Origin of the sequence: Paenibacillus thermotolerans, assembly GCF_028745515.1 — a bacterium.
In the GTDB taxonomy this organism is placed as follows: domain Bacteria; phylum Bacillota; class Bacilli; order Paenibacillales; family YIM-B00363; genus Paenibacillus_AE; species Paenibacillus_AE thermotolerans.
In genome coordinates, this window is sequence record NZ_JAQZSG010000001.1 from 164,814 (window position 1) to 178,450 (window position 13,637).

The 13,637-nt window shown below is 53.4% G+C and carries 13 protein-coding genes; all 13 read right to left on the bottom strand.

Going from position 1 to position 13,637, the window contains the following annotated elements:
* Nucleotides 1–103: 103 nt before the first annotated feature.
* Nucleotides 104–274: a hypothetical protein gene (locus tag PT964_RS00780; protein WP_274361394.1), complete on the bottom strand. Its 171-nt coding sequence runs from the start codon at nt 272–274 to the stop codon at nt 104–106.
* A gap of 75 nt (nt 275–349) precedes the next feature.
* Nucleotides 350–1,258: a helix-turn-helix domain-containing protein gene (locus tag PT964_RS00785; RefSeq protein WP_274361395.1), complete on the bottom strand. Its 909-nt coding sequence runs from the start codon at nt 1,256–1,258 to the stop codon at nt 350–352.
* A gap of 18 nt (nt 1,259–1,276) precedes the next feature.
* Nucleotides 1,277–2,041 carry a YmfK family protein gene (locus PT964_RS00790; protein ID WP_274361396.1) on the bottom strand — a complete coding sequence of 255 codons (765 nt, stop codon included), beginning with the start codon at nt 2,039–2,041 and terminating at the stop codon, nt 1,277–1,279.
* Nucleotides 2,042–2,220: 179 nt separating this feature from the next.
* Entirely contained in the window at nt 2,221–2,469 is a 249-nt protein-coding gene (locus tag PT964_RS00795; protein WP_274361397.1) for a DUF3243 domain-containing protein, read from the bottom strand.
* 88 nt (nt 2,470–2,557) lie between these two features.
* Entirely contained in the window at nt 2,558–3,307 is a 750-nt protein-coding gene (gene ymfI / locus PT964_RS00800) for an elongation factor P 5-aminopentanone reductase (protein ID WP_274361398.1), read from the bottom strand.
* A gap of 7 nt (nt 3,308–3,314) precedes the next feature.
* Nucleotides 3,315–4,595, bottom strand: coding sequence for an EF-P 5-aminopentanol modification-associated protein YfmH (gene yfmH / locus PT964_RS00805; RefSeq protein WP_274361399.1), 1,281 nt, complete (start codon nt 4,593–4,595; stop codon nt 3,315–3,317).
* 3 nt (nt 4,596–4,598) lie between these two features.
* On the bottom strand, nt 4,599–5,885 hold the full coding sequence (gene yfmF / locus PT964_RS00810; protein WP_274361400.1) for an EF-P 5-aminopentanol modification-associated protein YfmF: 1,287 nt from the start codon (nt 5,883–5,885) through the stop codon (nt 4,599–4,601).
* 95 nt (nt 5,886–5,980) lie between these two features.
* Nucleotides 5,981–6,751 carry a spore cortex-lytic enzyme gene (sleB, locus tag PT964_RS00815; protein WP_274361401.1) on the bottom strand — a complete coding sequence of 257 codons (771 nt, stop codon included), beginning with the start codon at nt 6,749–6,751 and terminating at the stop codon, nt 5,981–5,983.
* 92 nt (nt 6,752–6,843) lie between these two features.
* A complete protein-coding gene (locus PT964_RS00820) occupies nt 6,844–9,480 on the bottom strand; it encodes an FtsK/SpoIIIE family DNA translocase (protein ID WP_274361402.1) in 2,637 nt (878 codons plus the stop codon).
* Between the two features lie 184 nt (nt 9,481–9,664).
* Nucleotides 9,665–9,883, bottom strand: a complete 219-nt coding sequence (locus tag PT964_RS00825) for a YlzJ-like family protein (RefSeq protein WP_274361403.1) — start codon at nt 9,881–9,883, stop codon at nt 9,665–9,667.
* Entirely contained in the window at nt 9,880–10,629 is a 750-nt protein-coding gene (locus PT964_RS00830) for a ClpP family protease (RefSeq protein ID WP_274361404.1), read from the bottom strand. Before PT964_RS00830 ends, PT964_RS00825 begins: the two co-directional genes overlap by 4 nt.
* Nucleotides 10,630–10,796: 167 nt before the next feature.
* The gene (locus tag PT964_RS00835) at nt 10,797–12,473 is read right to left on the bottom strand and encodes a ribonuclease J (RefSeq protein ID WP_274361405.1); all 1,677 of its coding nucleotides are present in this window, start codon (nt 12,471–12,473) and stop codon (nt 10,797–10,799) included.
* 261 nt (nt 12,474–12,734) lie between these two features.
* Entirely contained in the window at nt 12,735–13,616 is an 882-nt protein-coding gene (gene dapA, locus PT964_RS00840) for a 4-hydroxy-tetrahydrodipicolinate synthase (RefSeq protein WP_274361406.1), read from the bottom strand.
* Nucleotides 13,617–13,637 lie beyond the last annotated feature (21 nt).

The following is a 13,637-nucleotide window of genomic DNA, read 5'->3' on the forward strand; positions in this document are numbered from 1 at the left end:
ATACATGCTTCTATTATACAAAAAAGCGTCCATAATGCCAAAACACGGCAAAAAGGCATCCGTTCGGAGAAAGGGTGCCTTCGATGCCTGTCGTATTTCAACCTTACCTTACGGCGTCGGTTCGTTCCGGGTCGCGGAACATATCCAGTATGCCGAGCACGATATGCGCCAGCCCGAACCCGAAAATGCCGTATCCCCACGGATCCGGCGTTAAGTACCAGCCGATCAGACTGACGACGACGCCGAGTCCGGTAACAATCCAGCTGACGGTCATAGGTTTCCCTCGCTTTGCAGTATGAGTCACTACTACAGTTACTGCTTAAGCGTAGAGTTCCCTATTTTTCCAATATTATTCCGATACCGTATCGGCGGCTGCCGAACCTGCGGCGGCTAAATCGAACTGAAACTTCCGGGGATCCGGTTCGGTGCCGAGATCGATAAGAACGCCGTTAATTTTCAGTTCAAGCTCATTTGCCCTTCCGATATTGACAAATACGTTATGATCGAATTCGGCGCTGTAAGTGTCGTCTTTACGCAAACCCTTTTGGTAAAGGTAATCGCCTTTATAGTTGCCGTTGCGGATCCCGACCCAGCACTCGTTGCCGATGACTTTCATTTCCACCTTTATTTTGCCGTTACCTTTAACCTCATAGCGGTCCGCTTGCTCTCTGCCGGCCCGAAACGTTTCGACGAACACGACGTTGGACGCCGTTTCCTCCGGCGGAGGAGTTTCCTCGACCGGGTTCGTCGGCTCCTGAGCCGGAGGCTCCACGGTTTCCGGAGCGGTTCCGTCGCCGCTTGCGCCGTTATTTTGCTCCGATTCCTTCTGGTCCGTAAGCGGCGGGTTTTCAAGTACGTTGTTTTTAGGTTCAGCGTTGTTGAAGGAGTAATAATAAATAACCCCGATAATGAGAAGCGGAAAAGCGATCATAAGCAGAATGGAAGCCCACTTGCCGGATCTTTCCGGCGCGGCCACCGCTCTGCGTTTCATCCGAATCGGCTCCGCCGCGGACTCCGTTTCGACGGAAGGAATTTCGGACGAGTAAAGCTTCAACAATTCGTCGGGATCGAGCCCGACGGCTTCCGAATATTGTTTAATAAAGGCTCTTGCGTAAAAATTTCCCGGCAGTACGTTCATATTGCCGTCTTCAATAGCCTCCAGGTACCTCTTGCGAATTTTCGTCGATTCTTGCAAATCTTCGAGCGACATGCCCCGTTCCATTCTTGCCTTTCGCAGCAGCTGGCCTAAATTCGACACCGGCTCACCTCCAATCGGTTAGAATCCTTCATAGTTATGAGTGAACGTTTCGTAAGAAATTTCTTCGTCAGGCGTATTCCGCAGCTCGATAATATAGTCGAACCGCGAATAATCGAAGCCCGATTCCTTCACGAAAATATCCGGGTGCTCCACGACCTTCGTTGACGGCATCGCCATAATTTCTTGCAGAAGCGAATGGTGCTTTTCATTGGAACGGATCGTGCTTACGATCCCGTCGACAATAAACACGTTATTCGGGCTGAATTCGTCCTCGGAAAGCTGGCTTCGCACGGTCTGGCGCAGCAGCGTCGAAGAGACGAACGTCCATCGTTTATTGGCGCATACGCTGCCGGCAATGATGGATTCGGTTTTTCCGACCCGCGGCATGCCGCGAAGCCCGATCACCTGATTGCCTTCCCTCTTGAAAATTTCTCCCAAAAAGTCGACCAATAAGCCCAGCTCGTCGCGGGTAAAACGGAACGTCTTTCGGTCGTCGGAGTCACGCTCTATGTACCTTCCGTGACGAACGGCCAAAATATCGACCAGCCTAGGCGCGCGGAGCGCCGACACTGTTATGTTGTCCACTTTCTTCAACATTTTTCCTAAGAGCTCGATTTTTTCGTCGTCGTCCGTTTGAAGCAGCATTCCGCGCGTCTTGTCCTCAACGCCGTTGATCGTAATAATGTTTATGTTCAACATCCCCATAAGAGATGCAATATCGCCAAGCAAACCGGGGCGGTTTTTAAAAATTTTGTATTCCATATACCATTGTTTCGGTTCCATCGCTGTACACCCATTTCGTTGTTCTCTCGTCTGTTTCGATTATATTCTACAATTTTCGCGTCATTCCTGCCGCTGGAAAGAAAAAACACAGAAAAGCTCCGAAGGAGCCGCGCAAGTTCTAACGAACCTGTGTCCAACGGAGCATCTGCACAGAAGGCTTTGCTAAATAATGGCTTCGATTAGTCAACCAGCTTCATCATGATCCCGGCCATTGTCCGCTTTTCGTTCTCGTCGCAGACGGCCCACAGCTCGCGAAGCACACGCTCCTCGTCGTTTTTCGGATCCACCTTGTTTGCCAAGAAGTCGCCGATGTCGGTTGCGAGCTTCTGGATTGTCGTATCGCTCATGCCTGCCGAACGCGCATTTTTCACACGTTCGCCCAAAAATTGCTTCCACTTATCGTAAGTGCTCAATACGGTTTGCGTCAATGTATTCTCCTCCTCAGGCAGTGTGTGTGCATTGTTAATATTCGCGGCCGAGGAGAAAATTATGCGCTTTTGGCGCTTTGACGCCGCGTTACGTAAGCCATCCGCCGTTAGGGGAAATGATTTGGCCGGTAATATAGCCCGATTCCGGCAATGCCAAAAAATAAACGAGCGATGCGATCTCTTCGGGATGTGCAAAGCGGCCGGCGGGAATGTCTTCGGCGATCGCGTGTTTCTCCGCAGGCTCGAACCGTTCCATCATCGTCGTTTCGACCGGGCCGGGCGCGACCGCATTTACCGTAACGCCGGAGGGAGCGAGCTCCTTCGCGAGCGCCTTCGTAAATGCGTTCATGCCCCCTTTAGCCGTGGAGTACACGACCTCGCAAGATGCCCCCGCAATTCCCCACACGGACGATACGTTGACGATTCTTCCGTATTTTTGCGTGATCATGCTCGGCATAAACGCCTGCGTCGTCAAAAACATTCCCTTTAAGTTTACGTTCATGACCTGATCCCATTCCTCCTCGGATACGTCGGACAGCATGCCGTAATGAGCGATGCCGGCGTTGTTGACGAGAATATCCGGGACCATGCCGTGCTTTTCCAGCTTTTCTTTCATTCTCAAAATTTGTTCCTTGGACCGCAAATCCGCCGTCGCGGTCAGCACCTCGGCGCCGTGACGCAGGCAGCGCCTCGCCGTTTCGTTAGCGGACTCGTGCGACTCCAAATAATGAATTGCCACCTTCATGCCCACCGTCGCAAACCGTTCGGCGATCGCGGCTCCGATGCCCCGGCTTCCCCCTGTGACCAACACGGTGGTATCGCGCAACGGCTTCAGCATGAAGACTTCACTCGCTTTTTACGATACAAACCGACATCCGCTCCCATTGAAAATGTTCCTTAAAACGCGCCTCCGCTTCTTCGACGGTCACATTTTGATACAAATGCAGCATGTCGAACAGATTCGTCCCGCGGAAACGGTGCTTCGTAAACTCGCTTGCAATCGCCTCGGGCGAATTCAGCATCCGGAAATAGCTGCCGATCTTCTTATTTCGGGTTCTTTCGAAGACGTCGGAATCGATCCCCTTCTGCTTCATTTCATCCACTGCTCCTCGTACCGTCTCGATAAGCCGGTCCGGGTCGTGCGTATCGCCGCCGAAGATCGAGAACGCGTACTGTTCGCTGCAATTGTACTCCGCCCCGAAGCTGTCCGTAATGAGTTTATCGTCGTACAGCTTCTGGTATAATTCCGAGCTTGGGCTGAACAGGATATCGAACAGCAGCTTCGTAACGATTTCTTTGCGCAGCAGCTCCTCGCCTTTCATATTCGGAGCCGCTTCTTTAATGCCGAACAAGCATTTGGGGAGAGAAACCGGCAGGTTGATCTCCTTGCGCACATGCTTCACTTCAAGCTTTTCCTCATCGAAAATTCGGCGAATTTCTCCTTGAGGCGGGAACCGTTTCGCCGCTTGATTGCTGCGGACGAGCTCCATCATCTCTTCGGGATCGACGCCTCCGACAATAAACAAGGACATATTGGTCGGATGATAAAACGTATGGTAGCAGCGGTACAGCGTTTCTTTCGTAATTTCTCCGATCGACTCCACCGTGCCCGCAATATCGATATGGATCGGATGAACGTGGTACAACGCCTCGATCAGGCCGAAATAAACGCGCCAGTCGGCGTTATCCTGATACATCTTTATTTCTTGGCCGATAATTCCTTTTTCCTTCTCGACGTTCTCGTCCGTAAAATACGGATTTTGCACGAAATCGATCAGCGTCTTCACATTTTCCTTAATGTTGCCTGTGGCGGAAAACAAATAGACGGTGCGGTCAAAGCTCGTGTAAGCATTCGCAGAGGCGCCTAAAGAAGCGAACTTCGCGAATATGTCGCCTTCCGGCTCTTCGAACATCTTATGCTCGAGAAAATGCGCGATGCCGTCCGGAACGCGGACAGGCTCTTCGCCCGCGACCGCGAAGTGATTGTCGATGGAACCGTATTTCGTGGAAAACGTGGCGTACGTCTTCGTAAATCCCGGCTTCGGCAAAATATAAACCTCTAGTCCGTTGTCGAGCGTCTCGGAGTAGACCGTCTCTTTCACATGCGGGTATTCGTGTTTTTGCATAGGTTACGCCTCCTTCCGGTCGCGCAGGAAATAAATCGTATCCAGCTGCACACCCGGTGCGAACTGAACAATGTCATTGACGGATACGGAACTCACTTCGCTCCACAGCTGCTCGGCCGTCCGTTCCTTGCCCGAAAGCACGGAGTTAAAGTCGAAAGCGATCGTCTCGTAGGCGTTATCGTTCAGTTCCTTCAAATGGTTGCCGATCATCGCCTTCGTTTGGCTCATTTCCAGCTCGCTGATTTCGCCCGACCTCATCGCGGCAAGCTGCGCTTTAATGATATCGACGGCCTTCTCGTAATTGGCAATCTCGATTCCGGATTGAATCGTCAGGATGCCCTTGTGGCCGTCAAGTCTTGAGGAAGCGTAATAAGCGAGGCTTGCTTTCTCCCGAACGTTCGTGAACAGCTTCGAATGCGGAAAGCTTCCGAGAATTCCGTTATAGACAAGAGCGGTCGCATAATTTGCATCCCCATACGATGTTGGGACGCGCAAACCCATATTGAGCTTCCCTTGGCCGACCTCCATTCGCTCGACGACGGTATGAATGTCAGCGACCTGCTTCTCGCGGCGGGTGAACGAATACTTGTCGCTGGCGACGGTGCTCCGCTCGAAAGCAAACACGTTCTCGACAAGCGCCTTCACTTCTTCAAGGGACGTGTTTCCGACGACGTACAGATCGATCGGCGCTTCGCTAAGCCAGGCGCGGTATATCGAGTAAAGCGACTCCGGCGTTATGGACTCGAGTCCTTCCTTCGTGCCTAGCGGATGCAGGCGATACGGTTCGTCCTTGCACATCTCTTCGATACAGCGTTCGGCTGCGTACCGCGCCTTGTCGTTAACGATCGCTTCAAGCTTCTTGCGGACGGTATCCTTCTCCGCTTCCACATAGCGCTCGCGGAACCGGTTGTTTTCCAGCACCGGCTTTGTCAGCGTCTCGCCGAAAAACGTCAACGCTTCTTTCAGCAAAGACGTTCCGGAAGAAACGAACTCATCCTGAATGACATCCATTCGGAAGTTGACGATCTGATAGTCGCCCCGTTTGTAAATATCGAAGCCGAAGCCTGCGCCGTACATCAGGTCCAACGCTTCGCGAAACTGCTTCGTTTCCGGATAACGGGCGGTGCCCCTGCGCAGCACGAACGGCGTCACCGCAATCGGCGTTACCGTATTTTCCTCCAGCAAATGCCCGATAAAGACGGATATGGCCGTAGTTTTGTACCGATCGGTTGGGAGAACGTGAAGCCGGATACCCTTCACCGTGTCCCGCTCAAACAAGGTTGCGCTCATACGGTAGCCCCTTCCAATTCATTTTCTTATATTATATCCGATAACTCCAAGAATAGGAAAAGAAGCAACCGGAGCGGTTGCTTCTTCCCCGAGGTTTATCTGCAAAAAATGTGTTCGCCGATCCTTTTGTATTGCGGCCGGCTCCAAATCCATTTGGAAGTGGCGGTCGCCGGGTTAAAGTAGTAGATGCAGCCGTCTGTGGGATCCCAGCCGTTAATTGCATCCTGGACGGCTTTTTTGGCCGTTGCGTTCGGCTCCAGCCAAATTTGACCGTCCGCGACTGCCGTGAAGGCGCCCGGCTGGAATATGACGCCGGAAGGCGTATTCGGAAAGCTCGCGTGTTCGACCCGGTTCAGAATGACCGCCGCCACCGCTACCTGGCCGAGGTAAGGCTCGCCTCGCGATTCGCCGTAAACGGCGTTGGCCATCATCCGCAGTTCGTTGCTCGAATATCCTCTGTGGGACGATGCCGGGATGTTTGCCGGTTTCGCCGGAGTCGATTTGGCGGTTTCGGTCGTTCCGCCGCCCTCCATCCCCGGTCTCCAGTGCTTCGTTGCGTTATACAGCTTAAGCTTCGTCTTCGCGCCGACGACGCCGTCCACCGTCATGCCGAATTCGCCTTGAAATCTCTTGACGGCCGTAAGCGTCCTGTAACCGAAATCTCCGTCTACCGCGCCGCCGTACATGCCAAGGAACTTCAAGCGCCCCTGCAGCTCTCTGACGTCCTGGCCGACGGCGCCGTATTTAAGAGTCGTCTTGCTGAACGTCTCCTCGACCCCTTGCTTTTGTTCCGTTATTTTCCATTGAAGGGTGAAGGCGAGTCCGACGACGAGGCAAATGGTAATAATGATAAGTCGGGTTCGCATACGTCGTATTCAACCTTTCTCTGCAAGAAGTGGCATTCTTGCATTTAGTATGAGAAAGGTGAATTTTTTCTATGCAGCCGATTCCGTCTCGGCTAGGAGCTCATCCGGCCGCCGCGGTACTGTTCGTAAGACATGAGCACTTCTCTCGGCTTGCTGCCTTCATATGGGCCGACGACGCCTTTGAATTCCATCTGATCGATCAACCGCGCCGCTCTCGTATAACCGATGCGCATGCGCCGCTGCAGCAGCGACACGGACGCCTGCTTCGCTTCCAGCACAATGCCTACCGCCTGATCGAACAGCTCGTCCAGCTGCTCCTCCTGCTCGTCGGCCGAGTCGTTGACTTCCGGGACGAGCTCGTCGTTGTATTGCGCCTTCTCTTGGTCGCGGCAAAACGCAGTGACCGCCTCCACCTCGTTGTCCGACAAAAACGCTCCCTGCACGCGCATAGCCTTCGAGGCTCCGACCGGCATGAACAGCATGTCCCCTCGGCCGAGCAGCTTCTCAGCGCCGGCCATATCGAGAATCGTACGGGAATCGACCTGGGAGGATACGCCGAAGGCAATTCTGGACGGAATGTTCGCTTTGATAACCCCCGTAATGACGTCTACGGACGGACGCTGCGTCGCAATGATGAGATGGATGCCCGCCGCGCGGGCCATTTGCGCCAAGCGGCAAATCGCATCCTCTACATCCCCGGCGGCAACCATCATCAGGTCGGCAAGCTCGTCCACAATGACGACGATGTAAGGCAGCGGCTCTTCGCCTTTTTCGACCAGTTGCGCATTATAGCCCTCGATGTTTCGGGTACCCGACTTCGAGAACGCTTCGTATCGTTTCTCCATCTCGACGACGATCTTTTTGAGCGCCAGCGAAGCGCGTCTAGGATCCGTCACGACCGGCGCCAGCAAATGCGGGATGCCGTTATATACGTTCAGTTCGACCATCTTCGGGTCGACCATCAAAAACTTCACTTCGTTCGGCTTTGCTTTATACAGAATGCTCGTTATGATCCCGTTGATGCAGACCGATTTACCCGAGCCGGTAGCCCCCGCCACAAGCAAGTGAGGCATCTTGGCAAGATTGGCTACGATCGGCTGCCCGGAAATGTCGCGCCCCAGCGCGATCGTAAGCCGGGAGTCCGATTCACGGAAGGCGGACGTCTCCATCACTTCGCGAAGCGACACGACCGAAACCTCGGTGTTCGGCACCTCGATGCCGATTGCCGATTTGCCGGGGATCGGCGCCTCCATCCGAATGTCCTTCGCGGCAAGCGCAAGCGCGATATCGTCCGTTAACGATACGATCCGGCTTACCTTGACGCCGATGTCCGGCTGGATTTCGTAGCGGGTAACGGCCGGTCCGCGGACAACCTGTAGAACCTTGGCACGCACCCCGAAGCTCTCCAAAGTCGCCTCGAGCTTGCGGGCGTTTTCCCTCGCCTGCTGATCGGCCGATTCTCCGCCTTTCCCTCCGCCGGGCTTCGCCATCAGTCCGAACGGAGGCAGCCGGTAAGGAGGACGTACGGGGATCGGCGGTTTGCCGGCCGCTTTCTCCGCGGCCACATCGTCCTCGCCGGACGGCTCATGGGCCGCTGCCGCATCGCCGGATGTCGCTTCGGGAGCGGCCTCTCTAGCCGGTTCCCGATATTCCGGCAGGTCCGAATCATCGTCCTGGGCGGACTGCCTTACCTGATCCAAGAAATCGACGAATACCGGTTCGCTCGCATCATCGTGCTTCGGCATATCGTCTAAGGCGTTCCCCGTCTCCGTCTTTGCGAAACCGTACGGCTCATGCCCGTCTCCGTCTGCGGCATACAGGACGGTTTCCCCCGCATCCGGATCTTGAGCCGCACTTGCGTCTGTCTCTGCGACGATTTCCTCGGCGGCCGCCTCTTCTTTATTTTTCGGTTTGCGCTGGCCGGAGGAGGAGAACAAATCGAAAAACAATTTACGCTTTTGCTTCTTAGCCTCCGGCGGCTTCCACCGCTCCTCGTCGAACTCCTCGTCAATGTCCAGCGGAGGAGGCGTACGATGCGCCTTTCTCTTTACAACGGCCGAGCCCTCGGCGGCAACGCCGCCCGCCCGCTCGTGAAGAAGCTGAATCGTCTCCTTCGCTCCGATGCTGACGCGGGAGAACGACTTGTTCAACATACGCTTCACCATGCCCATCAGCTTTACATAGGACAATCCCGTCACAAGCAAGAAGCCGACGGCATACAGCGTCAGTTGAATCAGCTTTGCCCCCCACTGTCCGAACAACACGTACAGCGCGGCGTAAAGCATGCCGCCGACCATGCCGCCGCCCGCATCCTTGCCTTTAAATTCGATACCGGCGGGGGTAATATGCGACATTAAGCTTTCCCATGTCTGGGAAACGACCCAACTCGGCGTATAGCCGCCGTCAGGCACAAGCTTCGAAAACAGTCCCGAATGCGAGCTGATGAGCAGTCCGAGCAGCAGCAGCAGGACGCCGGTATATTTGACAGACCAGCTGTTCGGCCATGACCGTTTAATCATTAAATGGTATACCGCTATGTATATTAGGATGGCCGACAGCACCGGCTCCCAGTTCCCGACAAGGATTCGGAACAGAAACGCGATCGATTTGCCCACCGAGCCTTCCCTAGCCAGCGTGATCACGGAAAATATCAGTAAAAGTATCCCGTATAATTCAAATTTGAGGTTGGAGGACATCGATTTTTTTCGCTTTTTTCTAGATTTCGCCAACAACAAACACCCCCAGAAGAACATTATACCATTGAAATCCTCATCTTTAATACCGAAGAAGATTTTTTCAATGTTTCAACCAAACCTTTCTTTATTTTGGTTATAGCATAGTTCTCCTGGGGCCGGTTCAATTCCTTCTCCGTTCTAAGAAAACCTCCTCGCGTGGCCAACTCAAAGAAACGAGTTATACGGAAGGAGTAAATTGTATGATGGAACCCGGGGCGTAGCTTTCGTTCATGTAATCGTCGGGATTCGGCGAGATCAGCCTGACGATCCTCGCCTGCGAAGCAGACAAAACCTCCACCTGCATCGTTACACCGTTCAACGTAATTTCTTGGGGAGCGGCAATGTCTTCGATGCCTTGGAATATTTGCTCAAGCGGCATTGGTGTGTACAGGATCAATGCTTTACCCCCTTCGGCACTTTCTCGCCGGTCTCCCTTCGCTCCTCGATCCGCTGGTTCAGCTCCTTGATCGCGTCTCCGATCCCGCCGACGGCGTTGATTAAGCCGTATCTTACCGCTTCAGAGCCGATGACCGTCGTCCCGATATCCCTCGTCAATTCGCCGGTTTTGAACATTAATTCCTTGAATTTTTCCTCTGTAATTGTCGAATGCGCAAGCACAAAGCGGGTGACGCGCTCCTGCATTTTGTCCAAATACTCGAATGTTTGAGGTACGCCGATCACCAAGCCGTTCAGGCGGATCGGATGAATGGTCATCGTCGCCGTTTCGGCGATGAACGAATAGTCCGAGCTTACGGCGATCGGCACGCCGATGGAATGCCCGCCGCCAAGCACGATCGTTACCGTCGGCTTGGACATGGAGGAGATCATCTCCGCAATCGCAAGCCCCGCTTCCACATCGCCGCCGACCGTGTTTAATATGATGAGAATGCCTTCGATCCTCTGGTTTTGTTCGGCCGCCACCAGCTGAGGAATGACATGCTCATATTTCGTCGTTTTATTTTGCGGCGGGAGCACGATGTGCCCCTCCACCTGCCCGATGATCGTCAGGCAATAAATGTTCGACTGCTCCGAAGTGGGCGGGTTTGTCGTGCCGAGCGTCGAAATATTTTCCGCAACGGCGCTTTTGCGTTCGCCGGGCTCCGGTTGTTCGGAAATCGGTGTTTTCGTTTGCTTATCTGCCAAAAAGGACCCCTCCATTCTAATGAGACAAGAGCAATCTACCATAGTATGGGGAGGTAAGGCGGAAATATGCGGTTAAATGGAAAAGAAGATAAAATAAGCCTCTTTCGGGACGAAAGTCCGAAGAGGCTTGCAGGTGACATGGCTTTGTGGTTTTGTAACTTGCGGTACTATACTTCCATGATGATCGGCAAAATCATCGGTCTTCTTCTGGTTTGTTCATATAAGAATCGTCCGAGTGCATCTTTAACCTGTGTTTTGAGAGACGCCCATTCGTTAACTTTGTCGTTCATCAGCTTGAGCAGCGTTCCGGATACGATTTTGTTCGCTTCCTCGAGCAGCCCTTCCGATTCCCGAACGTATACGAATCCGCGGGAAATAATATCGGGTCCCGATAAAATTTTGCCTTCCGACTTGCTGAGCGTGACGACGACTACAAGAATGCCGTCCTGCGAAAGCAGCTTCCGGTCTCTAAGCACGATATTGCCGACATCGCCGACGCCGAGCCCGTCGATCAATACGTTCCCGGCCGTAATTTTATTGGCTTTGCGGGCGACGCCGTTCTGAATTTCCACCGTATCCCCAATATCGCAAATAAAAATGTTCTCGCGCTCAACGCCGACCGATTCCGCCAAATTCGCGTGCTGCTTCAGCATCCGGTATTCGCCGTGAATCGGAATGAAATATTTCGGCTTCATGAAGCTTAGCATCAGCTTCAGCTCTTCTTGGCTGCCGTGTCCCGAAACGTGCACGCCCGTAAGCGAGCCCGGTCCGTAGATAACGTTCGCGCCCAGACGATACAGCTCGTCGACGGTGCGCCCGACATCCTTCTCGTTTCCGGGAATCGGAGTAGCGGCGATAATTACGGTATCCCCGGGCAAAATGTCCAGCTTCTTATGCGTGGAGCGTGCCATGCGGGTTAAAGCGGACATCGGCTCCCCTTGGCTGCCCGTCGACAGTATGACGACGCGGTCGGCCGGCAGCCGGTTGACCTCCTCCGGTTCAATCAGCATACCGTCCGGAATATCCAAATAACCGAGTTCGCTCGCAATATTAACGACATTCACCATGCTGCGCCCGATGACGGTAACCTTCCGGTTCGTCAAATGCGCCGCTTCAAACACTTGCTGAATCCGGTGAACGTTCGATGCGAACGTAGCTACAACAACGCGTTGCGTCGAGCGGCGGAACACCTCGACCAGCTCATCGCCTACCGTCTTTTCGGATGGGGTGAACCCGGCACGTTCCGCGTTGGTGCTCTCGGATAAAAGACATAATACGCCCTTGCTGCCGATTTCCGCCATGCGGTGAATGTCGGCATATTGCCCGTTAACGGGGGTCAAATCGAATTTGAAATCCCCGGTATGGACGATTGTGCCTTCCGGAGTTTCGAGAACGACGCCGACGGAATCCGGAATACTGTGATTCGTCCTGAAGAACGAAGCGCGAATCGAGCCCATATCGACAGCCGAGCTTGGGTTGATCATGATTCTCTTGGTTTCCCCGAGAAGGTTCGCTTCTTTCAATTTGCTCTCGATCAGTCCGAGAGTCAGCTTCGTTCCGTACACCGGAACGTTCAATTGCTTCAAAATATAAGGCAATCCGCCGATATGGTCTTCATGCCCGTGGGTGACAAGTATCCCCCGAACTTTATCCCGATTTTCGATCAAGTAAGAAATATCAGGAATAACTACGTCGATCCCGAGCATGTCCTCCTCCGGAAACTTCAAACCTGAGTCGATCACGACGATATCGTTGGCATACTGGACCACGTACATATTTTTCCCAATTTCGCCCACGCCGCCAAGAGCGAAAATGGTTACCTTTTCATTATTTTTCTTTGACAACAAAGAAACCTCCTTAAGTATATTGGCGACGATCTATATGAATACAAACCATGCCGATTAACATTAAACATACCGAACCAGTCACTTATCCATATTATACATGAACAAAAATAGGAAACTCAAGTCGGTCGGCGACAGACGCTTCCGGTACCGTTTAGAATATCCTCCAAAACAAAAAACGATGCCTGCCGCCGAGCCCGTGCATAAACTCAGCGTTGGCACCGTTGTTGGAACGAACGTTCGCGGGAGCTTACCCGTAAATTATTTCAGCAAATCCTCGATAAATTCAGCTTCTTGCTCCGTTACGGTTACTAAAGGCAATCTGACCCCTCCGCAGTCCACGCCCTTCACCTTCAGCGCGTGCTTTACCGGAACCGGATTCGGAACGCGGTGCGGACAGTAGAACAGTCCCTTGAATACCGGCATCAGCTTCCCGTGCAGTTTGGCCGCATCCGCAGGACGGCCGCCTGTATACGCTTCGATCATTTGCTTCATTTCGCGGCCGATCACGTGGCTTGCGACGCTTACTACTCCATGTCCGCCGATGCTGAGCACGGGAAGCGTCAAATTGTCGTCACCGCTATACAGCAAAGTCCCTTCCGGCAGACCGGCTATGATTTGCGACATCTGATCCAAATCGCCGCTCGATTCTTTAACGGCCGTGATGTTGGAATGCTGCCGCATCAGCGTAAGCAGCGTATTCGGCTCGATATTGACGCCTGTCCGGGACGGAATATTGTACAGCATGACCGGAACGCTCGTCGCTTCCGCGATCGCCCCGAAATGCGCGATCAACCCGTCCTGAGAGGTGCGGCTATAGTAAGGAGAGACAAGCAATACGGCGTCCACTCCCGCCTTCTCGGCCTCCTTGGTCAAATGGACGGAGTGCGCCGTATCGTTCGAGCCCGTGCCCGCGATAATTTTAGCTCGGCCGCGTGCCTGACGCATGACAAAACGAAACAGCTCGAGCTTTTCGTCGTCGGACAGCGTCGGCGATTCGCCGGTGGTGCCGGCCACCACCAAGCTGTCGGATTGCTGCTCTTCAATTAAGTATTCGACCAGGTTTGCGGTTTTTTCCCAATCGATCCGAAGCTTGTCGTCGAAAGGGGTTACCATTGCCGTAACGAGTCTACCGAAATCCACCGTAGTTCCTCCCTTGAACAC